At 60.0% G+C, this 26,199-nt stretch carries 23 protein-coding genes; 9 read left to right on the forward strand and 14 right to left on the reverse strand.

Annotated features, from left to right (window positions below; genetic code table 11):
• Positions 1 to 9 precede the first annotated feature (9 nt).
• A complete protein-coding gene (rlmE, locus tag BLU76_RS21460) occupies positions 10 to 660 on the reverse strand; it encodes a 23S rRNA (uridine(2552)-2'-O)-methyltransferase RlmE (protein WP_060739222.1) in 651 nt (216 codons plus the stop codon).
• A 106-nt stretch (positions 661 to 766) separates the two neighbouring features.
• Between rlmE and BLU76_RS21465 the strand changes: the two genes are divergently transcribed.
• A complete protein-coding gene (locus BLU76_RS21465) occupies positions 767 to 1,075 on the forward strand; it encodes a YhbY family RNA-binding protein (protein WP_003197704.1) in 309 nt (102 codons plus the stop codon).
• A gap of 10 nt (positions 1,076 to 1,085) precedes the next feature.
• Here the strand turns inward: BLU76_RS21465 and BLU76_RS21470 are convergent, their stop codons facing one another.
• From BLU76_RS21470 to grpE, 8 genes are all read right to left on the reverse strand, one after another.
• Positions 1,086 to 1,490, reverse strand: coding sequence for a hypothetical protein (locus BLU76_RS21470; protein ID WP_063322987.1), 405 nt, complete (start codon positions 1,488 to 1,490; stop codon positions 1,086 to 1,088).
• A 28-nt stretch (positions 1,491 to 1,518) separates the two neighbouring features.
• Positions 1,519 to 1,995, reverse strand: coding sequence for a transcription elongation factor GreA (gene greA, locus BLU76_RS21475; RefSeq protein WP_027911987.1), 477 nt, complete (start codon positions 1,993 to 1,995; stop codon positions 1,519 to 1,521).
• 2 nt (positions 1,996 to 1,997) lie between these two features.
• On the reverse strand, positions 1,998 to 5,219 hold the full coding sequence (gene carB / locus BLU76_RS21480) for a carbamoyl-phosphate synthase large subunit (protein ID WP_063322988.1): 3,222 nt from the start codon (positions 5,217 to 5,219) through the stop codon (positions 1,998 to 2,000).
• A gap of 105 nt (positions 5,220 to 5,324) precedes the next feature.
• The gene (gene carA, locus BLU76_RS21485) at positions 5,325 to 6,461 is read right to left on the reverse strand and encodes a glutamine-hydrolyzing carbamoyl-phosphate synthase small subunit (protein ID WP_063322989.1); all 1,137 of its coding nucleotides are present in this window, start codon (positions 6,459 to 6,461) and stop codon (positions 5,325 to 5,327) included.
• A 255-nt stretch (positions 6,462 to 6,716) separates the two neighbouring features.
• Positions 6,717 to 7,523, reverse strand: a complete 807-nt coding sequence (gene dapB / locus BLU76_RS21490; protein WP_092146118.1) for a 4-hydroxy-tetrahydrodipicolinate reductase — start codon at positions 7,521 to 7,523, stop codon at positions 6,717 to 6,719.
• Positions 7,524 to 7,532: 9 nt separating this feature from the next.
• Positions 7,533 to 8,657, reverse strand: coding sequence for a molecular chaperone DnaJ (gene dnaJ / locus BLU76_RS21495; protein WP_003197693.1), 1,125 nt, complete (start codon positions 8,655 to 8,657; stop codon positions 7,533 to 7,535).
• Between the two features lie 322 nt (positions 8,658 to 8,979).
• On the reverse strand, positions 8,980 to 10,896 hold the full coding sequence (gene dnaK / locus BLU76_RS21500) for a molecular chaperone DnaK (RefSeq protein ID WP_003197691.1): 1,917 nt from the start codon (positions 10,894 to 10,896) through the stop codon (positions 8,980 to 8,982).
• 101 nt (positions 10,897 to 10,997) lie between these two features.
• On the reverse strand, positions 10,998 to 11,564 hold the full coding sequence (grpE, locus tag BLU76_RS21505; RefSeq protein WP_013692249.1) for a nucleotide exchange factor GrpE: 567 nt from the start codon (positions 11,562 to 11,564) through the stop codon (positions 10,998 to 11,000).
• 241 nt (positions 11,565 to 11,805) lie between these two features.
• Here grpE and recN point away from each other — a divergent pair, with 241 nt between their 5' ends.
• Positions 11,806 to 13,479, forward strand: a complete 1,674-nt coding sequence (recN, locus tag BLU76_RS21510; RefSeq protein WP_063322990.1) for a DNA repair protein RecN — start codon at positions 11,806 to 11,808, stop codon at positions 13,477 to 13,479.
• A gap of 77 nt (positions 13,480 to 13,556) precedes the next feature.
• On the opposite strand, the gene fur is transcribed toward recN, so the two are convergent.
• Positions 13,557 to 13,961: a ferric iron uptake transcriptional regulator gene (gene fur / locus BLU76_RS21515; RefSeq protein ID WP_003197684.1), complete on the reverse strand. Its 405-nt coding sequence runs from the start codon at positions 13,959 to 13,961 to the stop codon at positions 13,557 to 13,559.
• A gap of 97 nt (positions 13,962 to 14,058) precedes the next feature.
• Between fur and BLU76_RS21520 the strand changes: the two genes are divergently transcribed.
• Positions 14,059 to 14,586, forward strand: a complete 528-nt coding sequence (locus BLU76_RS21520) for an outer membrane protein assembly factor BamE (RefSeq protein ID WP_092224293.1) — start codon at positions 14,059 to 14,061, stop codon at positions 14,584 to 14,586.
• A gap of 59 nt (positions 14,587 to 14,645) precedes the next feature.
• Here the strand turns inward: BLU76_RS21520 and BLU76_RS21525 are convergent, their stop codons facing one another.
• Genes BLU76_RS21525 through BLU76_RS21535 form a run of 3 tightly spaced genes read right to left on the reverse strand, consistent with a single transcriptional unit; the run spans position 14,646 to position 16,799 of the window.
• Positions 14,646 to 14,948 (reverse strand): RnfH family protein, encoded by a 303-nt coding sequence (locus BLU76_RS21525; protein ID WP_092224295.1) that lies wholly within the window; start codon positions 14,946 to 14,948, stop codon positions 14,646 to 14,648.
• A complete protein-coding gene (locus tag BLU76_RS21530; protein ID WP_024617726.1) occupies positions 14,945 to 15,388 on the reverse strand; it encodes a type II toxin-antitoxin system RatA family toxin in 444 nt (147 codons plus the stop codon). The genes BLU76_RS21525 and BLU76_RS21530 overlap by 4 nt, the downstream gene beginning before the upstream one ends.
• Positions 15,389 to 15,395: 7 nt before the next feature.
• The gene (locus BLU76_RS21535) at positions 15,396 to 16,799 is read right to left on the reverse strand and encodes a sodium-dependent transporter (protein ID WP_092224445.1); all 1,404 of its coding nucleotides are present in this window, start codon (positions 16,797 to 16,799) and stop codon (positions 15,396 to 15,398) included.
• Between the two features lie 118 nt (positions 16,800 to 16,917).
• Here BLU76_RS21535 and smpB point away from each other — a divergent pair, with 118 nt between their 5' ends.
• A complete protein-coding gene (gene smpB, locus BLU76_RS21540; RefSeq protein ID WP_042730880.1) occupies positions 16,918 to 17,400 on the forward strand; it encodes an SsrA-binding protein SmpB in 483 nt (160 codons plus the stop codon).
• Positions 17,401 to 17,547: 147 nt separating this feature from the next.
• Here the strand turns inward: smpB and BLU76_RS21545 are convergent, their stop codons facing one another.
• The gene (locus tag BLU76_RS21545; RefSeq protein WP_092146124.1) at positions 17,548 to 18,315 is read right to left on the reverse strand and encodes an FCD domain-containing protein; all 768 of its coding nucleotides are present in this window, start codon (positions 18,313 to 18,315) and stop codon (positions 17,548 to 17,550) included.
• Between the two features lie 262 nt (positions 18,316 to 18,577).
• On the opposite strand from BLU76_RS21545, the gene BLU76_RS21550 reads away from it, so the two are divergent.
• From BLU76_RS21550 to BLU76_RS21570, 5 genes are all read left to right on the forward strand, one after another.
• Complete coding sequence (locus BLU76_RS21550; protein WP_092146261.1) at positions 18,578 to 20,272, forward strand: lactate permease LctP family transporter; 1,695 nt, start codon at positions 18,578 to 18,580, stop codon at positions 20,270 to 20,272.
• A gap of 150 nt (positions 20,273 to 20,422) precedes the next feature.
• Positions 20,423 to 21,247, forward strand: a complete 825-nt coding sequence (locus BLU76_RS21555; RefSeq protein ID WP_063322994.1) for a (Fe-S)-binding protein — start codon at positions 20,423 to 20,425, stop codon at positions 21,245 to 21,247.
• On the forward strand, positions 21,244 to 22,701 hold the full coding sequence (locus BLU76_RS21560) for a LutB/LldF family L-lactate oxidation iron-sulfur protein (RefSeq protein ID WP_092224297.1): 1,458 nt from the start codon (positions 21,244 to 21,246) through the stop codon (positions 22,699 to 22,701). The genes BLU76_RS21555 and BLU76_RS21560 overlap by 4 nt, the downstream gene beginning before the upstream one ends.
• Positions 22,698 to 23,369, forward strand: a complete 672-nt coding sequence (locus tag BLU76_RS21565; RefSeq protein ID WP_092146128.1) for a LutC/YkgG family protein — start codon at positions 22,698 to 22,700, stop codon at positions 23,367 to 23,369. The genes BLU76_RS21560 and BLU76_RS21565 overlap by 4 nt, the downstream gene beginning before the upstream one ends.
• Positions 23,366 to 26,176 carry an FAD-binding and (Fe-S)-binding domain-containing protein gene (locus BLU76_RS21570; protein ID WP_092224299.1) on the forward strand — a complete coding sequence of 937 codons (2,811 nt, stop codon included), beginning with the start codon at positions 23,366 to 23,368 and terminating at the stop codon, positions 26,174 to 26,176. The genes BLU76_RS21565 and BLU76_RS21570 overlap by 4 nt, the downstream gene beginning before the upstream one ends.
• The last annotated feature ends 23 nt before the right edge of the window (positions 26,177 to 26,199 follow it).

Genomic DNA, 26,199 nt, shown 5'->3' on the forward strand with positions numbered 1-26,199 from the left:
CGCCTTCTATCAAAGACGCTCATCACTGGCCGCACCTTCAACACCACGAAAGCCCCGCGCCAGCAGATACTGTTCGCGAGAACGGTCACGGGATGACAATGGCTTGCGCATCTGCACCTTGTCGAACAATTTGCGGATGCCCTTGTGGTATTCGTCGAAGCCTTCACCCTGGAAGACCTTGATCAAAAAATCACCACCTGGACGCAAAACCCGCCCGGCAAGATCCAGGGCCAGCTCGCTGAGGAACATTGCACGAGGCATGTCGACAGCCGCCAATCCACTCATATTGGGGGCCATATCGGAAATCACAAGGTCAACCTGCGTATTTCCGACGGCTTCCAGGATTTTCGCCAACACGGCGTCTTCCGTGAAATCGCCCTGGATAAAGGTCACATCAGGGATGCTGTCCATTTCCAGGATATCGGAAGCGATCAAGCGGCCCTGACCGCCAATCAGACGACTGGTCACCTGGGACCAACCGCCCGGTGCCGCGCCGAGATCGATCACGGTCATGCCTGGACGGATCAGGCGATCCTTTTCCTGAATCTCCAGCAATTTATAGCTGGCGCGAGAGCGATAGCCGTCTTTTTGCGCCATTTTGACGTACGGATCGTTGAAATGCTCTCTGAGCCAGTTCTGGCTAGTCTTGGAACGGGCCACGGGCCACCTCTAAAAATAAAACGGGTCGTGATTAAGTGGGCGGTCCCGGACTTGCTCGGGTAAACTGGCCGCCGCTTTTTACAAGATCAGACGCAGGGGTCAGATTATGCCGCTCACTCAAGAGCAGAAGAAACAATACAAATCCATTGGCCACCATCTGAAACCGGTTTTGACTGTGGCTGACAACGGTTTGACTGAAGGTGTACTCGCCGAACTGGAGCGCGCCTTGAGCGATCACGAGCTGATCAAGATCAAGCTCAACATCCTCGACCGCGAAGCCCGCCTGGCTGCCGTTGCCGAACTGTGCAAGACCGGCAAGGCCGACCTGGTGCAGGTCATCGGCAAGATGGCGCTGATTTATCGCAAGAATTTCAGCGTCAACAAGCAACTGTCGAACGTTCACCGCTTCAAGTGATGCCAAAGGGTCAAGGGTGTGCCTCGCACACCCTGCCACTCCACCCGGGAACCGGCTGCAACACCAGCACCAACCCGGAAAAACCCAGCACCAGGTAACTGAATGCCTGCCACTGGCTCGCATCCGGCCAGCCGAGACGCACCGCGAAGAACATCCCGCACGCGTACAACGACATGAGCAACAATTGCCCACGAATGTCGCGCCATAGACTGGCAAGGCCCTCGGCCTGAACCAGCACCAAAGCCTGAAATATTACGCACGCCGCGGAGAAACCCACCAGCAGCGCCGTCAGCATGCCTGCGATTTCATCGATGAGCAGCGGTGCCAGGCCGACTCGACCCAGCACCGGCAGCAAACCGACATGCAACAACCAGACGCCGCCCACCCACAACATCTGGGTGAGCTGCCAGATCATGGCGCCCGCTCGCAGCGGGCGCCTTCGTTCAGATGTGACGGACTTCGACAATCTCATACTCGATGACACCACCCGGCGTCTTCACCACCACCACATCGCCCTCTTCCTTGGCAATCAAGGCGCGAGCGATGGGCGAACCAACGGAAATCTTGCCGAGCTTGATGTCTGCCTCGTCCTCACCAACGATCTGGTAAGTGACGCTTTCATCGGTCTCGACGTTGGCGATTTCCACGGTAGTGCCAAAGATCACCTTGCCAGTGTGCGGAATCGTCGTGACATCGATGATCACCGCATTCTGCATGCGACCTTCGATGTCACGGACACGCGCCTCGACCATCCCCTGCTCCTCTCGGGCAGCGTGGTATTCGGCGTTTTCCTTGAGATCGCCCAGCTCACGCGCTTCACCAATAGCCTGGCTCAAGCGCGGGCGCTCGACCTTGGTCAGGAAAGCGTGTTCTTCTTCCAGGGCCTTCGCGCCCTGAACTGTCATCGGGTACTTGGTCATGCTCATGCCTTCAATCCTGCATGTAGATCCTGCAAGCGACGCACGGTCTTCTCGGGACCGAACTTGAGCGCTTCGCAGATCGCTTCGCCCGCAGCAATGGTCGTGGTGCAGTAGATCTTGTGCTGCAGCGCATTGCGACGAATGGAGTAGGAATCGGCGATCGACTGGCGACCTTCGGTGGTGTTGATGATCAGCGTGACTTCGTCATTCTTGATCATGTCGACCACGTGCGGACGCCCCTCGGTCACCTTGTTCACGCGGCGCACTTTCAGGCCTGCCGCTTCGATCAGCCTGGCAGTACCGGCAGTGGCGACCACTTCGAAGCCCAAGTTGATCAGATCACGGGCTACGCCTGCAACCAGTGGCTTGTCGTCATCACGCACGCTGATGAACGCCGTGCCGCCAGTCGGCAACACTTCGCTCGCGCCCATCTGGGCCTTGGCAAAGGCTTCACCGAAGGTATCGCCCACGCCCATCACTTCACCGGTGGACTTCATCTCAGGGCCGAGGATCGGGTCGACGCCAGGGAACTTGGCGAACGGGAACACCGCCTCTTTCACGCTGTAGAAGTTCGGAATGATTTCCTTGGTGAAATTCAGTTCCTTCAGGGTTTTGCCCGCCATGACCCGTGCAGCGATCATCGCCAGGGAAACACCGATGCACTTGGAGACAAATGGCACGGTCCGGGAAGCGCGCGGGTTGACTTCGATGACGTAGATGTCTTCGCCCTGCAGGGCCAGCTGCACGTTCATCAGACCGACAACGCCCAGCTCCAGGGCCATTTTCTTGACCTGCTCGCGCATCTCGTCCTGGATGTGCGCCGGCAGCGAGTAAGGCGGCAGCGAGCAAGCGGAATCACCGGAGTGAACACCGGCCTGCTCGATGTGCTGCATGATCGCGCCAATTACCACGTCTTTGCCGTCGCTGACCGCGTCCACGTCCATTTCGATGGCGCAGTTGAGGAAGTGGTCCAGCAGCACCGGGCTGTCGTTGGACACCTGGACCGCTTCACGCAGGTAGCGCTTGAGCTCGTCTTCTTGATAGACGATTTCCATCGCACGACCGCCCAGCACATAGGACGGACGCACCACCAGCGGGTAACCGATCTTGGCCGCGGCACGAATCGCTTCGTCTTCGCTGCGCACGGTGGCGTTTGGCGGCTGGCGCAGGTTCAGGCGCTCGACCATCTGCTGGAAGCGCTCACGGTCTTCGGCGCGGTCGATCGCATCCGGGCTGGTACCGATGATCGGCACGCCAGCGGCTTCAAGGGCACGGGCCAGTTTCAGCGGAGTCTGGCCGCCGTACTGGACGATCACGCCTTTTGGCTTCTCGACGCGGACGATTTCCAGCACGTCTTCCAGGGTCACTGGCTCGAAGTACAGGCGATCGGAGGTGTCGTAGTCGGTGGACACGGTTTCCGGGTTGCAGTTGACCATGATGGTCTCGTAACCGTCGTCGCGCAGGGCCAATGCCGCGTGTACGCAGCAGTAGTCGAACTCGATGCCCTGGCCGATCCGGTTAGGACCGCCACCCAGGATCATGATCTTGTCGCGGGTCGATGGCGCGGCTTCGCACTCTTCTTCGTACGTGGAGTACAGGTAGGCGGTGTCAGTGGCGAACTCGGCCGCGCAGGTGTCGACGCGCTTGTAGACCGGGAACACTTCCAGCTTGTGGCGATGCGCGCGCAAGCTCTTCTCGGTCACACCCAGCAGCTTGGCCAGGCGCATGTCGGAGAAGCCTTTGCGCTTGAGGCGGAACATGGTGTCGCGGTCGATGCTGGACATGCCCAGGGTCTTGACCTTCTCTTCTTCCTTGATCAGATCTTCGATCTGTACCAGGAACCAAGGGTCGATCATGTTCATGCCAAAGATCTGCTCGACGGTCATGCCGGCACGGAAGGCATCGGCCACGTACCAGATACGCTCGGCGCCCGGCACGGTCAGCTCGCGCTTGAGCACGCTCATGCTTTCCGGGTCGGCCAGGTCCAGCTTCGGATCAAGACCGCAGACGCCCACTTCCAGGCCGCGAAGGGCTTTCTGCAAGGACTCCTGGAAAGTCCGGCCAATGGCCATGACTTCACCGACCGACTTCATTTGAGTCGTCAGGCGGGCATCAGCCTTGGCGAACTTCTCGAAGGCGAAGCGTGGCAGCTTGGTGACGACGTAGTCGATGGACGGTTCGAAGGATGCCGGGGTCTTGCCGCCGGTGATGTCGTTCGACAGCTCGTCCAGGGTGTAGCCCACGGCCAGCTTGGCAGCGACCTTGGCAATCGGGAAACCGGTGGCCTTGGAAGCCAGGGCCGACGAACGGGATACCCGCGGGTTCATCTCGATGACCACCATGCGACCGGTGTTCGGGCAGATGCCGAACTGGACATTGGAGCCGCCGGTTTCCACGCCGATCTCGCGCAGTACCGCCAGGGAGGCGTTACGCAGGATCTGGTATTCCTTGTCGGTCAGGGTCTGGGCTGGCGCGACGGTGATCGAGTCACCAGTGTGCACGCCCATCGGGTCGAAGTTTTCGATGGAGCAGACGATGATGCAGTTGTCCTTTTTGTCGCGGACAACTTCCATTTCATATTCTTTCCAACCGATCAGGGATTCGTCGATCAGCAGTTCCTTGGTCGGCGACAAGTCGAGACCACGAGCGCAGATTTCTTCGAACTCTTCACGGTTGTAGGCGATGCCGCCACCAGTGCCGCCCATGGTGAAGGACGGACGGATGATGCACGGGAAGCCAAGGCGTTCCAGGACGGCGTTGGCCTCTTCCATGCTGTGGGCGATGCCCGAGCGTGGGCAGTCCAGGCCGATGGATTTCATCGCCTTGTCGAAGCGCGAACGGTCTTCGGCCTTGTCGATGGTGTCGGCGTTGGCGCCGATCATTTCCACACCGAACTTCTCCAGGACGCCTTCGCGCTCCAGGTCCAGGGCGCAGTTCAACGCGGTCTGGCCACCCATGGTCGGCAGCAGCGCGTCCGGGCGTTCCTTCTCGATGATCTTGGCAACGGTCTGCCACTTGATCGGTTCGATGTAGGTGGCGTCGGCCATGGCCGGGTCGGTCATGATGGTGGCCGGGTTGGAGTTCACCAGGATGACGCGGTAACCCTCTTCGCGCAGGGCTTTACAGGCCTGGGCGCCGGAGTAGTCGAATTCGCAGGCCTGGCCGATCACGATCGGGCCAGCGCCGAGAATCAGGATGCTTTTTATGTCTGTACGTTTTGGCATGGGTTTGTCACTCAAATCCGCAGGTCAGTCGGCTAGGCCGTCGAACAATCTTTGAAGCGCCCGAAGGGGCCGCCGCGCTCGGGGCCGCCCTCGGGCTTCTCGCGGTCAGCGTCGCTTGGCCATCTCGCTGATGAAGCGATCGAACAGCGGGGCCACATCGTTCGGGCCCGGGCTCGCTTCAGGGTGGCCCTGGAAGCTGAACGCGCTCTTGTCGGTACGCTCGATACCTTGCAGCGTGCCGTCGAACAGCGACTTGTGAATCGCGCGCACATTGGCCGGCAGAGTGGCTTCGTCCACCGCGAAACCGTGGTTCTGGCTGGTGATCATCACCACGCCGGTATCCAGGTCCTGCACGGGGTGGTTGGCACCGTGGTGGCCGTGGCCCATCTTCAAGGTCTTGGCGCCTGAAGCCAGAGCCAGCAGCTGGTGACCGAGGCAGATACCGAATACCGGGATCTCGGTTTCCAGCACGTCCTTGATCGCCTGGATCGCATAGTCGCAAGGCTCCGGGTCACCCGGGCCGTTGGACAGGAACACACCGTCGGGCTTGAGGGCCAGGACGTCGGCGGCCGGGGTCTGGGCCGGCACCACGGTGACGCGGCAACCACGCTCGACCAGCATGCGCAGGATGTTCAGCTTGACGCCGTAGTCGTAGGCCACGACGTGGTAAGGCAGCTCGGAAGCCTCGATCGTCGCGTGACTGTCGGTCTTCAGGTCCCAGACCGTGGAGCGCCATTCGTACTGTTTCTTGGTGCTGACGACTTTCGCCAGGTCCATGCCCTTGAGGCCAGGGAAGCCCTGGGCAGCAGCGATGGCGGCTTCTTCGGAAATGTTGTCGCCGGCCATGATGCAGCCGTTTTGCGCGCCTTTTTCCCGAAGGATGCGGGTCAGGCGACGGGTGTCGATACCGGCGATCGCCACGACGTTGTTGGCTTTCAGGTAATCGGACAGGGACATCGTGTTACGCCAGTTGCTCGCTACCAGCGGCAGATCACGGATGACCAGGCCGGCGGACCAGACACGGTCAGACTCGGCGTCTTCCGGCGTGGTGCCGGTGTTGCCGATGTGCGGGTAAGTCAGGGTAACGATTTGTTGGGCGTAGGAAGGATCGGTAAGAATTTCCTGATAGCCGGTCATTGCGGTGTTAAACACCACCTCACCAACGGTCTGACCGTCGGCTCCAATGGCTTCGCCGCGAAAAATGCTGCCATCAGCAAGGGCGAGTATGGCTGGCTTAGTCAAGAAGACCTCCCGTAAATAAAGCCTGAAAGGGCGATCGCAGGTTGTAAAAAAGCGGAGTGACGTATGGACACGTCACCCCGCTTGTTCACTGAATTATTCTGCGCGCTTTTAGTGGACACACTAAAGCTGTAGCTTACAGAAAAAGGCTTTTTTGGTCCACCGCTAATGAGCCTTGAAGGCAGGGGAATGCGACAGGCCGTCGCGAAGCGGTGTAAAACGGGGCTCAGTATAACCTGAACCCCGCACCTAGGGGCATCAACGCAGGTCGAGAACGTCCTGCATGTCGTACAAACCAGGCTCGCGGCCATCCAGCCACAGCGCCGCGCGAACGGCACCCTTGGCGAAAGTCATCCGGCTCGATGCCTTGTGGGTGATCTCCAGGCGCTCGCCTTCAGTGGCGAACAGCACAGTGTGGTCGCCCACCACATCACCGCCGCGCACAGTGGCGAAACCGATGGTGCTGCGCTCACGAGCACCGGTGTGCCCCTGACGCCCATACACTGCCACTTCCTGCAGATCGCGACCCAACGCATCGGCAATCACCTCCCCCATGCGCAAGGCCGTTCCCGAAGGCGCGTCGATCTTGTGCCGGTGATGCGCCTCGATGATTTCGATATCCGCGTCGTCACCCAAGACCCGGGCCGCCATGTCCAGCAGCTTCAGCGACAGGTTCACGCCCACGCTGAAGTTCGCGGCAAACACGATCGGAATGTCCTTGCCCGCTTCGGCCAGCAATTGCTTTTGCGCAGCATCCAGCCCCGTCGTACCGATCACCATGGCCTTGCCGTGCTTGCGGCAGATCGCGAGGTTTTTCAGCATCACTTCCGGCAAGGTGAAATCAATCAGTACATCGAACTCGTCGAGCACTTTCTCCAAGCCGCCGGACATCGGCACACCGATACGCCCCAGTGAGGCCAACTCGCCCGCATCGGCACCTACCAGCGTGCTGTCGGGCCGAACGATGGCCGCCGTCAGGCCGGAAAGCGGCGAGCGCTGCTGCACCGCCTCGACCAGCGCCTTGCCCATGCGCCCCGCAGCGCCCATCACAGCTATACGTCGCATGCGAACTCCTTACAGGTCGCCGAAGAAGCGTTTTACACCTTCGAACCAACCGGTGGTTTTCGGGGAGTGACTGTTGTCATCCGCCAGCGAGTTGCGGAACTCTTCCAACAGCTCACGCTGACGCCGCCCCAGGTTGACCGGAGTCTCCACCGCCACGCGACACATCAGGTCGCCCGCACCACCGCCACGCACTGGCGCGACGCCTTTGCCGCGGATCCGGAACTGCTTGCCGGTCTGCGTGCCCTCGGGGATTTTCAGCTTGACGCGACCGTCGAGGGTCGGGATCTCAAGCTCACCACCCAAGGCCGCATCGACGAAGCTGATCGGCACTTCGCAGAACAGGTGCTTGCCGTCGCGCTGGAAAATCGCATGCTCGCGCACATTGATGACCACATACAGATCACCAGTCGGGCCGCCCTGGGCACCTGCCTCGCCTTCGCCGGACAGGCGAATGCGGTCACCGGTGTCGACACCGGCCGGCACTTTGACCGACAGCGTCTTGTACTCTTCGACACGCCCTTCACCGTGGCAGGAGTCGCACGGATCGGAAATGATCTTGCCTTGGCCATGGCAACGCGGGCAGGTCTGCTGCACCGAGAAAAAGCCCTGCTGCATGCGAACCTGGCCGATACCACCACAGGTCGGGCACGTAACGGGCGAGGAGCCCTTCTTGGCGCCCGAGCCATCGCATGGCTTGCAATTGACCAGCGTTGGAACACGGATATTGACGGTAGTACCGCGCACCGCTTCTTCCAGGTTCAACTCCAACGTGTAGCGCAAATCGCTGCCACGCTGAGCGCCGCCACGGGCACCGCCGCGACCGCCACCGAAGAAATCGCTGAACACATCACCGAAAATATCGGAAAAGTTCTGACCGCCGAAACCGGCACCGCCGCCACCCATGCTTGGGTCGACGCCGGCATGACCGTACTGATCGTAAGCCGCGCGCTTGCTCGAATCGGACAGCACTTCGTAGGCCTCGTTGGCCTCCTTGAACATCTCTTCCGACGCTTTGTCGCCGGGATTACGGTCCGGGTGGTGCTTCATCGCCAGGCGACGATAGGCCTTTTTCAGGTCCGCCTCGCTGGCCCCCCGCTCGACACCCAATACTTCGTAAAAGTCACGCTTTGCCATTAGTCTTTGCACTCTTATAGGACGTCCGGCAAACCTCTCCTGAACCTTGCCAAACTCGTTGAGCCCCAATACAGGCCCGGACCCAACTCACGTCGATTCAACGATCCTGGTCTTAAGTTTTTCAGCCAGGGACCCGGCCAAAACGCGGTGTCCGCCGCTCGGAAAGCAGGAGCATTCCCGATCACACCGCCAGCATCCGAGCGTTGTCGCATGCTGTAAAAATTCATTGGCTCCAGACACGCCAACGCGGGAGCAAGCTCCCGCGCGGCGACATCCTACCAGCCACCGCACAAATGCAGTCAACCGGCCGACCAACAAGCGATTACTTGTGGTCTTTCACTTCTTCGAACTCGGCGTCAACGACGTCGTCGGCTTTCTCGGCCGATTCGCCCTGCGCAGCCGCGCCTTCTGCAGGCTGAGCCTGTTCGGCGTACATTTTCTGAGCCACTGGCGCAGAGACCTTGGACAGCTCTTCGATCTTCGCTTCGATGGCGGCCTTGTCGTCGCCTTTGACGGCAGCTTCCAGGGCAACCACGGCCGCTTCGATGGCGGCTTTCTCTTCCGCGGTCACTTTTTCGCCAGCATCAGCGATCATTTTGCGAGTCGAGTGCACCAAGGCATCGCCCTGGTTACGAGCGCTGGCCAGTTCTTCGAACTTGCGGTCTTCCTCGGCGTTGACTTCAGCATCGCGAACCATCTGCTGAATTTCTTCCTCGGACAGACCGGAGTTGGCCTTGATCACGATCGACTGAGTCTTGCCGGTAGCCTTGTCTTTCGCGCCGACGTGCAGGATGCCGTTGGCGTCGATGTCGAAGGTCACTTCGATTTGTGGCACGCCACGCGGTGCTGGTGGAATCTCGGCCAGGTCGAACTTGCCCAAGGACTTGTTCTGCGCGGCTTGCTTACGCTCACCTTGCAGCACGTGAATGGTCACTGCGCCCTGGTTGTCGTCGGCAGTCGAGAACACCTGGGATTTCTTGGTAGGAATCGTGGTGTTTTTCTCGATCAGCGCAGTCATTACGCCGCCCATGGTTTCGATACCCAGAGTCAGCGGGCTGACGTCGAGCAGCAGAACGTCTTTCACGTCACCAGCCAATACCGCGCCCTGGATAGCAGCACCCATGGCAACAGCTTCGTCAGGGTTGACGTCTTTACGTGCTTCTTTACCGAAGAAGTCGGTCACCAACTTCTGAACCAGTGGCATACGGGTCTGACCGCCAACCAGGATCACGTCGTTGATCGAACCAACGTCGATACCGGCGTCTTTCATAGCGATGCGGCAAGGTTCGATGGTGCGCTGAACCAGGTCTTCCACCAGCGCTTCGAGCTTGGCGCGGGAGATTTTTACGTTCAGGTGCTTAGGACCGGTGGCGTCTGCGGTGATGTACGGCAGGTTCACGTCGGTCGACTGGCTCGAGGACAGTTCGATCTTGGCTTTTTCAGCGGCTTCTTTCAGGCGCTGCATGGCCAGCGGGTCACCCTTGAGGTTCATGCCGCTTTCTTTCTTGAACTCGTCGACGAGGTAGTCGATCAGGCGGATGTCGAAGTCTTCACCACCGAGGAATGTGTCACCGTTGGTTGCCAATACTTCGAACTGGTGCTCGCCGTCGACTTCAGCGATCTCGATCACGGAAACGTCGAAGGTACCGCCACCCAGGTCGTAAACGATCACGGTGTGATCGCCCTTGGCCTTGTCCATACCGTAGGCCAGAGCGGCCGCAGTCGGTTCGTTGATGATACGTTTTACGTCCAGGCCCGCGATGCGGCCGGCGTCTTTGGTCGCCTGGCGCTGGCTGTCGTTGAAATAGGCAGGCACAGTAATGACCGCCTCAGTCACCGCTTCGCCGAGGTAATCTTCGGCGGTTTTCTTCATTTTCTTGAGGATTTCAGCCGAGATCTGTGGCGGCGCCATTTTCTGGCCGTTCACTTCAACCCAGGCATCGCCGTTGTCAGCCTTGGCGATTTTGTAAGGCACCATCTTGATGTCTTTCTGGACGACTTCTTCGTCGAACTTGCGACCGATCAGACGCTTCACCGCGTACAGGGTGTTATGCGGATTGGTCACTGCCTGACGCTTGGCCGATTGGCCAACCAGAATCTCGCCATCATTGGCGTAAGCGATGATCGACGGCGTAGTACGCGCGCCTTCAGCGTTTTCGATGACTTTGGCCTTGCCGTTTTCCAGCACGGAGACGCACGAGTTGGTGGTCCCCAGGTCGATACCGATAATCTTGCCCATGTTAACTCTCCCGGAACTTGGATTTTGTTGCCGCAGCAGTGGTGGCTAACTGCGGTAGCACTTAAACGCTTGACATATAGATGGGGCCGCTACGACCGATTTCAAGCCTGCTCATCAATAGAAGGCGAAACCGGAGCTGGCGTCTTGCTGACCACGACCATGGCCGGACGCAGCAGGCGCCCATTGAGCAGATAGCCCTTCTGGAAAACCTTCAGCACACTGTTTGGCTCGACGTCGGCACTTTCCTGCATCGCCATGGCCTGGTGGTGCTCGGCGTTGAAGGGTTCGCCATGGGGATCAAGGGTTTCGAGCTGATAACGCTTGAGGGTGTCCTGGAACATCTTCAGGGTCAGCTCGATGCCTTCACGCATCGGACGAATGTTTTCGTCATCCGGGTTGGACAGTTCCAGGCCACGCTCCAGGCTGTCGATGATCGGCAGCAGGTCGCCGGCGAAACGCTCCAGGGCGAATTTATGAGCCTTCTCTACATCTTGCTCGGCGCGACGGCGGACATTCTGCAGGTCGGCTGCTACACGCAACGCCTGATCCTGCGCACCGGCCAGTTGCTCCTCGAGCACTTGTACACGTGCCGCCAGGTCTTCACCGGAATCCTGGGAAGCCTGATTGGCGTCTAGATTTTGCGTGTCCTGCGTCTGTTCGTCAGCCATAGATTTCTCCTCTCAACTTCGTCCGCGAGCTCAACTCGCGCTTCTGCCCCGGTATATGGGGTCGGGTTTTGCAGCTTCAAGGGCCATCTGACGAATTAACCTTACAAAAAACAGCTGCATAACCATTCCCCGCCGCGCTAAGAAAATCATTTATCCAAGCAAATCGAGCTAAGCAAAGGCATTGTCAGGCCAAAACAAAACACTGTATAAATAACCAGACCTAAAGCCTGGGAGCGGCCTTATGCTGGTGCACCTGTCCGTACACAACTATGCCATCGTCGAACACCTCGACCTCGAACTTGATCGAGGCATGAGTGTGATCACCGGTGAAACCGGCGCAGGCAAGTCGATCATGCTCGATGCCCTGGGCCTGACGCTGGGCGACCGCGCCGACAGTGGCGTAGTGCGCCCCGGAGCGGACAAGGCCGACATCCTGGCGACGTTCGACCTGGTCGACATCCCCGAGGCCAGCGCCTGGCTGGCCGAACGCGACCTGGACACCGACGGCCTGTGCATCCTGCGCCGGGTCATCACCGCCGAAGGACGCTCCCGCGGCTACATCAATGGCACGCCCTGCCCCTTGGGCGACCTCAAGGCCCTCGGCGAGCTGCTGATCGACATTCACAGCCAGCATGAACACCAATCCCTGCTCAAGACCGACACCCATCGCCGCTTGCTGGATGAATACGCCGGCGCCACCGACCTGGCCCGACAGGTCCAACTGGCGGCCCAACGCTGGCGCCAAACCCGGCAGGAACTGGATCGACTCTCCAACTCCGGCGACGAACAGCGCGCCCGTCACCAGTTGTTGAGCTATCAGCTCGAAGAGCTGGAGAACCTGGCCCTGGGTGAAAATGAACTGGCAGAGCTGGAGCAGGAACACAAGAACCTGACCAACGCCGAAACCCTGCTGGGCATTTGCCGGCAAGTGGTCGAACAATGCAGCGAGAGCGATTCGGGCAATGTGCTCAATGCGCTGACAGCGAGCTTGAACCGACTCTCCAGTGTGAACAATTCGGTGGGCGCCCTGAACGAAGCGACGAACCTGCTGACGAGCGCGCAGATCCAGGTCGAAGAAGCCGTCGGGGAGCTGAATCGGTTCCTCGATCATTTCGATGCCGACCCGGCCCGCCTGCAGTACCTGGAAGAGCGCCTGGACACCATCTATACACTGGCGCGCAAGCACCGCATCCAGCCGGCCGACGTTGCCGAACTCCAGCAGCGGCTGCTGGAAGAACTGGAAACCCTGAACGCCAACGATGAATCCATCGAGCGCCTGGGGGACGAACTGGCTTCTTATGCCCGTCATTACCAGGAAAAGGCCAAGGAGCTCAGTGAACTGCGGCAGCACGCCGCAACAGGGCTGGCCAGCGCCGTGGAGCAGGAAATCCAGCGCCTGGGCATGCCCGGCGGGCGCTTCACCATCGAATTGCGCCCCAACGCTGGCGACGAGCTCCAGCCCAACGGGCTGGAGCAAGTGGAACTGCTGGTCAGCGCCAACCCAGGGCAACCGCTCAAGGCCCTGGCCAAAGTCGCGTCCGGCGGCGAACTGTCACGAATCAGCCTGGCCATCCAGGTCATCACCGCGCAGACCTCCCGTGTGCCGACACTGGTATTCGACGAAGTGGACGTGGGCATCGGAGGCCCAACCGCGGAAATTGTCGGCCAGTTGCTGCGCCGACTGGGGGAACGCGGCCAGGTATTGACGGTGACTCACCTGCCCCAGGTCGCCGCCCAGGGACACCAGCATCTATTTGTGCATAAGGTACGCGGCGAGGATGCCACTCGCACCGCCGTGTCCAAGCTCAACAAAAACGAGCGCGTAGAAGAAGTGGCGCGAATGCTCGGGGGCATCGACCTCACCAAGGAATCCCTGGCCCACGCGAAAAAAATGGTCGTTACCGCGAAAATCTGAGAACGGCAGAAAGCACGAAGGCGACCCCGGGGTCGCCTTCGTTCGTTTCGCGAACCGTAATAGTCCGCGCGACATGCTTACTTTTTCTTGCGTACGTACAGCACAAGATTGTGATCAACCATCTCGAAGCCATACTTGTCGACGATTGCTTTCTGCAGCCGCTCGATTTCTTCGTCGAAGAATTCGATCACTTCACTGGTCTCGACGTTGACCATATGGTCGTGATGCTTGCCGTCGTCCAGCTCGAAGACCGCATGGCCTCCGTCGAAGTTGTGCCGCACCACCAAGCCAGCTGCCTCGAACTGGGTCAGAACACGGTAAACCGTGGCCAGACCGACGTCCTCACCAGCCTCCATAAGCGCCTTATAGACATCTTCAGCACTCATGTGGCGTTGCTCGGCGGAATCGAGCATTTGTAGAATCTTGACCCGTGGCAGGGTCACTTTGAGGCCGGCTTTGCGTAGTTCGCTATTTTCAACCATGGTCAGCTTTCTCGCGATGCTGCTTCGCAGCTTCTCTTAATGCGGGTATGATCGGCGTTTACGTTGTCCCAGCCAAGATAGTGGAAGTCGCCCACCGATGCAAAACACCAAGCTCTTGCTAACCAGTTTCACCTTTGTGGGACTGCTCGCACTCGCCGGTTGTTCATTCCCCGGGGTTTACAAAATCGACATCCAGCAGGGCAATGTCGTCACGCAGGACATGATAGACCAGTTACGCCCGGGAATGACCCGCCGGCAAGTACGGTTTATCATGGGTAACCCTCTGCTGACCGACACGTTCCATGCCGATCGCTGGGATTATTTGTACAGCTTGCAGCCAGGCGGCGGTGAGCGCCAGCAGGAACGCATCAGCGTTATCTTCAGCCCCAACGACCAACTCGTCAGCCTGTCAGGCGATTTCATGCCTGGCGTGAGCCGTGACGAAGCCATCTTGGGCAAGGACAGCGACAACACCGTTACCGACCCGACCCAGAAAGCCGAACAGTCAAAACCGGAAAAACCGGCCAAGCCAGGTTCGTTGCTGGACCAGATCCAGAAGGATGTGGACAAAGTCGAGACCGTACCAGTCCCGACGCCAGAGCCCCTGGACACATCGCCGCAATAAATGGCGGCATAAAAAAACCCGGCATGCCGGGTTTTTTATTGCCTGTCATTCAAGCCAGGTTATTGCTCCGATTGGCGTGCCTGGGCAGCCTTGGCCGCGCGCAGGCGCCGAATTTCCTTCGGATCGGCCAACAACGGGCGATAAATCTCCAGTCGATCGGCCGCCTGCACCACCTGATGCTCTGGATCGACAACCAGCTTGCCAAAAATCCCCACCGGGCAAGTCGTCAGATCCAGCTCTGGAAACACATCGGCAATACCGGATGCCGCCAGTGCGGCGCGAACACTCGCGCCCTCCTGCACCATGCAGGTGCGCAAGACCTGACGCTCCGCCGAGGCATACACCACTTCTATCTCAATCAACGCTTGAGCTCTGCATTCTGCTTGGCCCGCTGGCAGAACGCATCGACCAGGGTATTGGCGGCCTGATTGAACAGCGGCCCCAGCGTCGCCCGCACCAGAGGACCGGCGTAGTCGAACGACAGGTCCAGGCTGATCTTGCAGGCCTTTTCACCCAGCGGCTTGAACACCCAGACACCGTGGAGCTGATTGAAAGGCCCTTCCTCCAGATTCATCTCGATGGACTGTCCCGGCACCAGCGTATTGCGCGTGACGAAGCGCTGGCTCAAGCCGCTCTTGGCAATGTTGAGGCTGGCGCGCATATGGGTTTCAGAGCTTTCCAGCACCTCGGCCGACGAGCACCACGGCAAGAACTCCGGGTAGCTCGCCACATCGTTGACCAGGTCATACAGCGCCTGCGCCGGGTAGGGCAGCAAGGCCGAGCGTTGAATATGTGTCGTCATGTAAGCGTCACTTCCACAGCTGGGCGGCAAACACTACAAGAATGCCGATGGGCGCCACATAGCGCATCAAGAACAGGCTCAAGCCGAACAATACCGGGCTACGCAGCGACAGCTCATCACGCACTGCTTCACGCCCCATGATCCATCCTGCAAACACTACGAAACACAAACCACCCAATGGCAGCATGATCCGTGAGGTGAAGAAATCAATCACGCCGAAGAAATCCAGCCCTCCGGTGGCGCCCCACTGGTAGAGATGGAACAGCCCGTCTTCGTTCACGAAAAACTTCGCCTGTTTCCATATATTGAAGGAAAACACCGTACCCAGGCCGACAAACCAACAGGTGAAGGCCAGCCAGAAGGTTACCCAGGCACGACTGAGCCGGGTCCGTTCAACCAGGTAAGCCACCATGGGTTCCAGCAGGGAGATGGCCGAACTCCAGGCCGCGATGGCCACCAGGAGAAAAAACACCACGCCCATCACCTGGCCGAACGCCATGCTGCCAAAGGCAAAGGGCAGGCTGACGAACATCAACCCTGGCCCCTCGCTCGGATTCAGGCCGGCAGCGAACACAATCGGAAACAATGCCACGCCCGCCAGCAGCGACACGAAGGTGTCCAGCAGTGCGACGCCGACCACAGTTCGGGTCAGGGAGGCATTCTTGGGCATGTAGGCGCCATAGATCATGATCGAACCGACCCCGACGCTCAGGGAGAAAAACGCATGCCCCATGGCCGGCAGCAGGCCGTCCAGGACTTTCTCCGGCTGGAAGTCGAACATGAAATGCACGCCTTCCATGAAATGCCCGGTGGTCATGCTGTAGCCCAGCAGCACCAGGATCATCACGAACAGCAACGGCATCATGATCCGCAGGCTGCGCTCAAGCCCGGCCACCACGCCCCGGGCAATTACCACCGCCGAGAGCACCATGAAAATCGTGTGCCAGAGGGTCAGCCTCCAGGGATCGGCAATTACATCGCCGAAGTAGGCACCTACCTGATCAGGCGTCACACCCTGAAAATCCCCACGCCCCATGTCGATGATGTAGTCCAGCGACCAACCGCCGACCACGCTATAGAAAGACAGGATCAACAGCGCCGTGATCATCCCGGCGAAGGCGCCCCACGACCACTTGGGCGAGTGCCCCGCCGTCACTGCCAGCACCTTCAAGGCATTGGCCGGGCTTTGCCGGGCCCGACGACCGATCAGGGTTTCGGCCAGCATTACCGGCGCGCCGATCAGCGCAATGCACGCCAGGAACATCAGTACGAAGGCACCGCCACCGTAGACGCCGACCATGTAGGGGAATTTCCAGATACTGCCCAACCCCACCGCGGAACCGGTTGCAGCGAATATAAAAACCCAGCGGCTAGCCCAACTGCCGTGGACAGAAACCTTGTCTGTCGACATCGTGATCACGCCCAAGCATTCAAAAAAGAGGCCGCATTGTCCGGGATTCACTCAACGTGCTCAAGCACGCCGCTTCACCGTAGCCGACACGCGCGCAACTGCCTATAATGCCGCCCCTATGGCTAAACAGAAGAAACACCCCACAGGGACCATCGCGCAAAATAAAAAGGCGCGACACGATTACTTCATCGAACAACGTTTCGAGGCTGGCATGGTCCTGGCCGGCTGGGAAGTAAAGAGCTTGCGTGCCGGCAAGGCGCAACTGGTCGACAGCTATGTGCTGCTCAAGGACGGCGAAGCCTGGCTGCTGGGCAGTCATATCACGCCGCTGACCACCGCCAGCACCCACGTGATTGCCGACCCGGTGCGCTCGCGCAAATTGCTGCTCAACAAACGCGAGCTGGAAAAACTTTTCGCCTCGGTGCAACAGAAGGGTTACACCTGCGTCTGCACGTCGTTGTACTGGAGCAAGCACTTGATCAAGTGCGAAATTGCCCTGGGCAAGGGCAAGAAGGAATACGACAAGCGCGATACCGAGCGTGAACGTGATGCCGGCCGCGAGCTGCAGCGTGCGGTGCGCAACAAGGGCAAGGAAGACTGAGTCTTTCGTCCTTGAGACCGCTATCGCGAGCAAGCTCGCTCCCACATAGGATCTTTTGCGAACACAGAATATGTGTACAACAGTGAGCCCGTGTGGGAGCGGGCTTGCTCGCGAATACAGAAGCCCAATCGCCACCGAACTCGCGACCTACATCCCCTTGCGCCGCTCCGCCCGCGCCACCCGCTGCACCTCCTGACGCACCTCTTCCAAGACTTCCTGCACATACAAGATATGCCGGCTGGACACTTCCCGCGCCTGTTCGGCGTGCCCGTCCATGATGGCCTGGTACAACTCCCGGTGCTGGCTGATCAGCATGTCGCGGGTTTCACTGCGCTGCTTGTACATGCCGCCGATGTTGGTCACCACGTTGCGCTTGAGCAAGTCGAACAAGCCGCGAATCGTGTGCAGCAACACGGCGTTATGACTGGCCTCGGCGATCGCCAAGTGAAACCGGGCATCCGCCGCGCCCTCCTCCGCCCGGCTGACCTCGTCGTGGCGCGAGTAACAATCCAGCAGCTCGTCGAATGCCGCCGTCAGCCGCTCGCGGTCCACATCCGTGGCCCGCTGCGCCGCGTAATAAGCACAGGACGCTTCCAAGGTGTGACGGAACTCCAGCAAGTCACGCTGCGCTTCGGGATTGCTTTCCAAAAGCTGCAGCAGCGGATCACTGAACGTCGAGCCCAGCGACTCCACCACATAGTTGCCGCCGCCCTGGCGACTGACCAACAAGCCTTTGGCCGCCAGCTTCTGGATCGCCTCGCGCAACGAAGGGCGTGACACACCGAACTGCTCAGCCAGGGTCCGTTCGGCCGGCAGCCGCTCACCGGACTTGAGCGTGCCCTCAAGGATCATGCCTTCAAGCCGCTCGACAATATCGTCAGACAAACGGCGCTGACGAATCTGATCAAACCCCATAACTCAATTCTCCACGATCCCGACCGCTCGCCGGGCCCTCTATTCTGGCCCATCCGGGCTTTATCCACACCCCGTAAAAGCCGCTTCTACCAACGGATCAGATGCCATCTGCACCGCTTATTCGACGAAAGTTTCAGGGCGGCAAATTGACACACGACAACCAAGGCTTTTACCCTAGCCAACAGCGATTGTAAATTGGTATTACCAATTAACCAAATCCGCTGGCAGTGCCTGACCAACAACAATTAGGGGCCCACCCATGATGCAAACCTGGCAACAGCTCTACAGCCCGCTCGGCAGCCTCGGCTTGTCCGCACTCGCGGCCGTCATTCCCATCGTATTTTTCTTCCTGGCCCTGGCGGTGTTTCGCCTCAAGGGACATGTGGCCGGCAGCATTACCTTGGCCCTGGCGATCGCTGTGGCGATTTTCGCGTTCAATATGCCCGCCGACATGGCCTTCGCAGCCGCCGGCTATGGCTTTGCCTACGGTCTGTGGCCCATCGCCTGGATCATCGTCGCCGCCGTATTCCTCTACAAACTGACGGTCAAGAGCGGCCAGTTCGAGGTGATTCGCAGCTCAGTGCTGTCGATTACCGATGACCAACGCCTGCAAGTGCTGCTGATCGGCTTTTGCTTCGGCGCGTTCCTGGAAGGGGCCGCCGGTTTCGGTGCCCCGGTGGCGATCACTGCCGCCCTGCTGGTCGGCCTGGGCTTCAACCCCCTGTATGCCGCGGGCCTGTGCCTGATCGCCAACACCGCCCCGGTCGCGTTCGGCGCGTTGGGCATTCCGATCATCGTGGCCGGTCAGGTTACCGGGATCGACGCCTTCAAGATCGGCGCCATGACCGGTCGCCAACTGCCCCTGCTGTCGCTGTTCGTGCCGTTCTGGCTGGTGTTCATGATGGACGGTCTGCGCGGCGTGCGGGAAACCTGGCCAGCAGCGCTGGTGGCCGGCTTGAGCTTCGCCATCACCCAGTACTTCACCTCCAACTTCATCGGCCCGGAACTGCCGGACATCACCTCCGCCCTGGCCAGCCTGATTTCCCTGACGCTGTTCCTGAAAGTCTGGCAGCCCAAGCGCACCGCCGGCGCCCAGATTGCCGGCGCCACCTCCAGCGCAACGGTCACCGCCAGCGTCGGCGGTTTCGGCCAACCGCGCAGCACGGTGGCTTCGCCCTACAGCCTGGGAGAAATCATCAAAGCCTGGTCGCCGTTCCTGATCCTGACCGTATTGGTGACGATCTGGACCCTCAAGCCGTTCAAGGCAATGTTCGCTGCGGGCGGTTCGATGTACGGCTGGGTGTTCAACTTCGCCATCCCGCACCTGGACCAGATGGTGATCAAGGTCGCGCCCATCGTGATCAACCCCACTGCCATTCCGGCCGTGTTCAAGCTTGATCCGATTTCCGCCACCGGCACGGCGATTTTCTTCTCCGCATTGATCTCGATGCTGGTACTGAAGATCAATATCAAAACTGGTCTTACCACTTTTAAAGAGACACTTTTCGAGCTGCGCTGGCCGATCCTGTCCATCGGCATGGTGCTGGCATTCGCCTTCGTCACCAACTACTCGGGCATGTCGTCGACCATGGCCCTGGTACTGGCCGGCACGGGCGCAGCGTTCCCGTTCTTCTCGCCGTTCCTGGGTTGGCTGGGCGTGTTCCTGACCGGTTCCGATACGTCGTCCAACGCGTTGTTCAGCTCGCTGCAAGCCACCACCGCGCACCAGCTCGGCGTCAACGACACCTTGCTCGTGGCGGCCAATACCAGCGGCGGCGTGACCGGCAAGATGATTTCGCCACAATCGATCGCGGTGGCCTGCGCGGCGACCGGGCTGGTGGGCAAGGAATCGGATCTGTTCCGTTTCACCCTCAAACACAGCCTATTCTTTGCAACGATTGTCGGCCTGATCACGTTGGCCCAGGCCTACTGGTTTACCGGCATGCTGGTTCATTAAGTCCTACACGCAACACTGAAAAAACCGACGCCGAACCGTGATTCGGCGTCTGCTATTCACCACCGGGTCTGCAAGGCTGCTGAAAGATTTCCTGTCTATATTCAGCAGCCTCAGCGGACGGATAACCGGGACCACCCGGAGACACGCCTGATGAGCGAGCTTTTTTATAACGCCGTGCCGAACGCGACCCGTGTCGCCCCGCCACTGCCCGAGCCTCGGCAGTACCCCAGCGAAAAACCGCAAAGGGTCTACCTGTTCGGCACTTGCGTGGTCGACCTGTTCTATCCCGAAGCCGGGATGGATGCGATTCATCTGCTGGAGCGCGAAGGAATCCGGGTGGACTACCCGCAAGGGCAAAGCTGCTGCGGCCAACCGGCCTACACCTCGGGCTACACCGAGCAGGCGCGGACGGTGGCACGGGCGCAGTTGGCCCTGTTTGCCGAAGATTATCCGGTGGTCGTGCCCTCGGGCTCCTGCGCCGGCATGCTGCGCGAGCATTACGCCGATCTGTTCAAGGATGAGCCCGACACGCTCAAACAGGTTCAGGCCCTGGCGGCCCGGACCTATGAACTGGCTGAATTCCTGCTGTTCGTCTGCAAGGTGCAGTTGAACGATAGCGGCGAACCCGTGAAAGTCGCGCTGCACACGTCCTGCTCGGCACGGCGTGAAATGAACACCCATCTGCATGGCCGTGCGTTGTTGGCGCAGCTGCGCAATGTGGAGCGAGTTGAACACAGCCATGAAAGTGAATGCTGTGGCTTTGGTGGGACGTTCAGCGTTCGCATGCCGGATATTTCCGGCGCGATGGTGGCCGACAAGACCCGAGCGCTGAAGGAATCCGGCGCGCACAAGGTCATCAGTGCCGATTGTGGCTGCCTGATGAACATCAACGGCGCACTGGAAAAACAGCAGGAAGCGTTACGCGGCCAGCATCTGGCGAGCTTTCTCTGGCAGCGTAGCGGAGGTGTTGCATGAGCACGCCAACGCTGATCCCGACTGTAGAGGTGCAGGAAGATTTTCGCGCCCGGGCCCACAAGGCTTTGGACGACACGCAACTGCGAAACAACTTTCGCAGCGCGATGGATTCACTGATGACCAAACGGGCAACGTCTTTCAGCGATGCCCACGAAAGAGAACACCTGCGAGTGCTCGGCAATGCCGTCCGCGCCCGCGCGTTATCCAAGCTGCCGGACCTGCTCGAGCAACTTGAAACCAACCTGACCCGCAACGGTGTGAACGTGCACTGGGCGGAGACGGTGGACGAAGCCAATGGCATCGTCCTCTCGATCATCCGCGCTCACGAGGCGCGGCAAGTGATCAAGGGCAAATCGATGGTCAGCGAAGAGATGGAGATGAACCATTTCCTCGAGGCTCGGGACATTGAATGTCTCGAATCCGACATGGGGGAATACATCGTCCAGCTCGACCACGAGAAGCCTTCACACATCATTATGCCGGCGATCCACAAGAATGCCGGTCAGGTCGCGTCCTTGTTCCACGACAAACTCGGCGTGGAGTACACCAAGGACGTTGACCAACTCATTCAGATCGGTCGCAAGGTATTGCGGCAGAAATTCTTCGAGGCCGATATCGGCGTCTCCGGTGTCAACTTCGCCGTCGCTGAAACCGGCACGCTGCTGCTGGTGGAAAACGAAGGCAACGGACGCATGTCCACCACCGTGCCTCCCGTGCACATCGCTGTGACCGGCATCGAAAAAGTGGTGGAGAACCTGCGCGATGTCGTGCCGCTGCTCTCGCTGCTGACCCGCTCGGCCCTCGGCCAGCCCATCACCACCTACGTCAACATGATCTCCGGCCCGCGCAAGCCTGAGGAACTGGACGGCCCCCAGGAAGTCCACCTGGTCCTGCTCGACAATGGTCGCAGCCAGGCGTTTGCCGACAGCGAACTGCGCCAGACGCTGAACTGCATCCGCTGCGGCGCCTGTATGAATCATTGCCCGGTCTATACCCGAATCGGCGGTCATGCCTACGGCGAGGTGTACCCGGGACCTATCGGAAAAATCATCACGCCGCACATGGTCGGCCTGGCCAAGGTGCCGGACCACCCGAGCGCCTCTTCGCTGTGCGGTGCCTGCGGTGAAGTGTGTCCGGTGAAGATTCCGATCCCGGCTTTGCTGCGGCGGTTGCGGGAAGAAAACGTCAAGGCGCCGGACAGCCCCCATCAGGTGATGCGCGGCCAGGGCAGCAAATACTCGCCCAAGGAACGCTTCATCTGGAATGCCTGGGCCTGGCTCAACAGCTCACCGCGGCTGTATCGGCTGTTCGGCTTCCTCGCCACGCGCCTGCGCGCCCTGGTGCCCAACAACGTCGGCCCCTGGACCCAGAACCACAGCGCCCCCAAACCCGCCGCCCGCTCATTGCATGACCTGGCCCGCGACCACCTGAACCAGCAGGGAGACCGCCGATGAGCGCCAAGGACAATATCCTCGCCAAGCTGCGTAAAAGCCTGACAGGCACCACGCCGGTTGCCGACAACTTCGACGTCGAGCTAGTGACGCAGACCTACCGCTATGCGCCCGAGGAACGCATCCCGCAATTGCGCAAATTGATGGAAGCGGTGCACACCGAAATCCACCTGACGTCCGACGAAGGCTGGCCGACCCTGCTCGCGCAATTGCTGCGCGACCGTCAATTGCCGAGTCTGCTCATCGCCCCGACCACCGCGCACGGGCAAAAAATCACACAGTTCTGGGCGAACAATCCGGACCTGCCAACCCTCAAGGCCTACGACCGCCCGATAGAAGAGTGGAAAGCCGAGTTGTTCAACGACACTCCCGCCAGCCTCACCGGCACCCTTGGCGCCATCGCCGCCACCGGCAGCCTGATTCTCTGGCCAACCCGGGAAGAACCGCGGCTGATGAGCCTGGTGCCACCGGTGCATTTCGCCCTGCTCAAGGCCAGCGAGATCCGTGACAACTTCTATGAAGTGCAGCAGGAATTCGAGTGGGCCCAAGGCATGCCCACCAACGCCCTGCTGGTATCGGGCCCGTCGAAAACCGCCGACATCGAGCAAGTCCTGGCCTACGGCGCCCATGGTCCGAAGGATCTGGTGGTTTTGATTCTGGAGGACCAATGACCCTTCCGGCCTCTTTCCTACACGACGTTCAACAACTGATCCCGCAAAAGCGCCGTTTCGACGATCCGCTGTCGACTTTGGCCTTCGGTACTGACGCCAGTTTCTATCGGCTGATTCCGAAACTGGTGGTACGCGTCGAATCCGAAGATGAAGTGATTGCCCTACTGAAACTGGCCCAGCGCGACCAGGTGCCCGTCACCTTCCGCGCCGCCGGCACCAGCCTGTCCGGGCAAGCCATCAGCGACTCGGTGCTGATTGTGCTGGGGGATAACTGGAACGGTCGCGAGATCCGCGCGCAAGGCACGCAGATTCGCTTGCAGCCCGGCGTGATCGGCGCCCAGGCCAACGCCTGGCTGGCCCCGTTCGGGCGCAAGATCGGCCCAGACCCGGCGTCGATCAACGCCTGCAAGATCGGCGGCATCGTCGCCAATAACGCCAGCGGCATGTGCTGCGGCACCGCGCAGAACACCTATCACACCCTGGCCGGCATCCGCCTGGTACTGGCCGATGGCACACGCCTGGACACCGAAGACGACAACAGCGTGGCGGCTTTTCGTACAAGCCATGGCGAACTGCTGGAACGCCTCGCCACCCTCGGTCGCGAAACCCGCGCCAACACCGAATTGGCCGCCCGAATTCGTCACAAGTACCGTCTGAAAAATACCACCGGCCTGTCACTCAATGCCCTGGTGGATTTCGACGAGCCTGTGGATATCTTGAGCCACCTGCTGGTCGGCTCCGAAGGCACCCTCGGCTTCATCAGCGCGGTGACCTACAACACCGTTATCGACCATCCGAACAAAGCTTCGGCGCTGATCGTATTCCCGGACGTGGAAACCTGCTGCAACGCCGTCACCGTGCTGAAAAGCCAGCCAGTCTCGGCCGTGGAACTGCTGGACCGCCGCAGCCTGCGCTCGGTGCAGGACAAACCGGGCATGCCGGATTTCGTACAGCATCTGTCGATCAATGCCTGCGCCTTGCTCATCGAATCCCGCGCCGCTTCCTCGTCTTTACTGCAAGAACAACTGGTCCGGATCATGGCTTCACTGGCCGGCTTCCCGGTGGAAAAACAGGTCGACTTCACCGAAGACCCACGGGAAAACGCCCGGCTCTGGGCCATCCGCAAAGACACCTTTCCAGCGGTGGGCGCGGTCCGTAAAACCGGAACCACGGTGATCATCGAAGACGTGACCTTTCCGGTGGAACAACTCGCCATTGGCGTAAACCGCCTGATCGAGCTGTTCGACAAACATCACTACGACGAAGCGATCCTTTTCGGACACGCGCTGGAAGGTAATCTGCACTTCGTCTTCACCCAAGGCTTCAACAACCCTGAAGAAGTCGCACGCTACCAGGCGTTCATGGATGACGTGGCGCAGTTGGTGGCGGTGGAATTCGGCGGCTCGCTGAAAGCAGAGCACGGCACCGGGCGCAACATGGCGCCGTTCGTCGAGCTGGAATGGGGCAGCGATGCCTATCAGTTGATGTGGCAGCTCAAACGCCTGCTCGATCCCAACGGCATCCTCAACCCGGACGTGGTGCTCAGCGAGGATCCGCAAATCCACCTCAAGCACCTCAAGCCGCTGCCGGCCGCCGATGAGATCGTGGACAAGTGCATCGAGTGTGGTTTCTGCGAACCCGTGTGCCCGTCCAAGGACCTGACCTTGAGCCCGCGCCAGCGCATCGTGATCTGGCGAGACATCCAGGCGAAGAAACGCGCCGGCACGGACACCGCCGAACTGGAACAGGCCTATCAATACCAAGGCATCGACACCTGCGCCGCGACGGGCCTGTGCGCGCAACGTTGCCCGGTAGGCATCAATACCGGCGAGCTGGTGAAAAAACTGCGCAGCCGTGACGCGACGAAGACGAAAACCGCTAACTGGATTGAAGGAAATTTCGCCACCACGCTGCAAGGCGCACGCTTCGCCCTGCACGTGGCCAATGGTGCGCGGATGCTGCTAGGCGCCCCCCGCCTGGCGAAACTGTCGGCTTCGTTGACGCGGCTGTCCAAAGGCCAGGTCCCACAGTGGACCAACGCCATGCCCCAGCCGGAAAAGGCCATCCGTTTCAGCCCTACCGTGTCGGACGAACGCCCGCGCGTGGTGTACCTGGCGGCTTGCGTATCGCGGGTCATGGGCCCGGCGGCCGGGGATAAAGAGCAGATGTCACTGTATGAAAAGACCCAACGGCTGCTGGAAAAAGCCGGCTACCAAGTCGTCTTTCCCGACAATGTGGACAGCCTTTGTTGCGGCCAACCTTTCGCGTCCAAAGGCTACGCCGAACAAGCCGAGCACAAACGCCAGGAACTGATCGGCGCACTGCTGCACGCCAGCCGCGGCGGACTCGATCCGATCTATTGCGACACCAGCCCCTGCACGTTGCGCCTGGTCCAGGACCTCGGTGAGGTGCGCCTGGACCTGTATGACCCAGTGCGCTTCATCCGCACCCATCTGGTGGACCGTCTCGACTTCACTCCCCAAGAGGCGCCCATCGCGGTGCACGTCACGTGCAGCACCCAGCACCTTGGCGAAAGCCAGGCGCTGATCGACCTGGCGCGCAAGTGCAGCAAGAACGTAGTGATCCCAGAAGGCATTCACTGCTGCGGTTTCGCCGGCGACAAGGGTTTCTCCACACCCGAGCTGAACGCCCACTCGCTGCGCTCACTGAAGGACGCGGTACAGCATTGCAGCGAAGGGATTTCCACCAGCCGCACCTGTGAGATAGGCCTTACGCAGCACGGCGCAATCGACTACCACGGGCTGGTCTACCTGATCGATCGGGTCACCCAGGCCAGGGCGACCTGAAGAAAAATAGAACCCTGGCGCAC

The organism is Pseudomonas sp. NFACC08-1 (assembly GCF_900106735.1).
Classification (GTDB): domain Bacteria; phylum Pseudomonadota; class Gammaproteobacteria; order Pseudomonadales; family Pseudomonadaceae; genus Aquipseudomonas; species Aquipseudomonas fluorescens_Q.

Excerpts from the sequence above, each read along its gene's own strand:
- BLU76_RS21520 (WP_092224293.1), top strand. The coding sequence starts at position 14,059 with ATGCAAAACACCAAGCTCTTGCTAACCAGTTTCACCTTTGTGGGACTG.
- fur (WP_003197684.1), bottom strand. The coding sequence starts at position 13,961 with ATGGTTGAAAATAGCGAACTACGCAAAGCCGGCCTCAAAGTGACCCTG.
- greA (WP_027911987.1), bottom strand. The coding sequence starts at position 1,995 with ATGACCAAGTACCCGATGACAGTTCAGGGCGCGAAGGCCCTGGAAGAA.
- BLU76_RS21465 (WP_003197704.1), top strand. The coding sequence starts at position 767 with ATGCCGCTCACTCAAGAGCAGAAGAAACAATACAAATCCATTGGCCAC.
- BLU76_RS21555 (WP_063322994.1), top strand. The coding sequence starts at position 20,423 with ATGAGCGAGCTTTTTTATAACGCCGTGCCGAACGCGACCCGTGTCGCC.
- BLU76_RS21470 (WP_063322987.1), bottom strand. The coding sequence starts at position 1,490 with ATGATCTGGCAGCTCACCCAGATGTTGTGGGTGGGCGGCGTCTGGTTG.
- BLU76_RS21560 (WP_092224297.1), top strand. The coding sequence starts at position 21,244 with ATGAGCACGCCAACGCTGATCCCGACTGTAGAGGTGCAGGAAGATTTT.
- BLU76_RS21530 (WP_024617726.1), bottom strand. The coding sequence starts at position 15,388 with ATGACGACACATATTCAACGCTCGGCCTTGCTGCCCTACCCGGCGCAG.
- BLU76_RS21550 (WP_092146261.1), top strand. The coding sequence starts at position 18,578 with ATGCAAACCTGGCAACAGCTCTACAGCCCGCTCGGCAGCCTCGGCTTG.
- dnaK (WP_003197691.1), bottom strand. The coding sequence starts at position 10,896 with ATGGGCAAGATTATCGGTATCGACCTGGGGACCACCAACTCGTGCGTC.
- dapB (WP_092146118.1), bottom strand. The coding sequence starts at position 7,523 with ATGCGACGTATAGCTGTGATGGGCGCTGCGGGGCGCATGGGCAAGGCG.
- smpB (WP_042730880.1), top strand. The coding sequence starts at position 16,918 with ATGGCTAAACAGAAGAAACACCCCACAGGGACCATCGCGCAAAATAAA.
- carB (WP_063322988.1), bottom strand. The coding sequence starts at position 5,219 with ATGCCAAAACGTACAGACATAAAAAGCATCCTGATTCTCGGCGCTGGC.
- recN (WP_063322990.1), top strand. The coding sequence starts at position 11,806 with ATGCTGGTGCACCTGTCCGTACACAACTATGCCATCGTCGAACACCTC.
- BLU76_RS21545 (WP_092146124.1), bottom strand. The coding sequence starts at position 18,315 with ATGGGGTTTGATCAGATTCGTCAGCGCCGTTTGTCTGACGATATTGTC.
- BLU76_RS21565 (WP_092146128.1), top strand. The coding sequence starts at position 22,698 with ATGAGCGCCAAGGACAATATCCTCGCCAAGCTGCGTAAAAGCCTGACA.
- BLU76_RS21535 (WP_092224445.1), bottom strand. The coding sequence starts at position 16,799 with ATGTCGACAGACAAGGTTTCTGTCCACGGCAGTTGGGCTAGCCGCTGG.
- dnaJ (WP_003197693.1), bottom strand. The coding sequence starts at position 8,657 with ATGGCAAAGCGTGACTTTTACGAAGTATTGGGTGTCGAGCGGGGGGCC.
- grpE (WP_013692249.1), bottom strand. The coding sequence starts at position 11,564 with ATGGCTGACGAACAGACGCAGGACACGCAAAATCTAGACGCCAATCAG.
- BLU76_RS21570 (WP_092224299.1), top strand. The coding sequence starts at position 23,366 with ATGACCCTTCCGGCCTCTTTCCTACACGACGTTCAACAACTGATCCCG.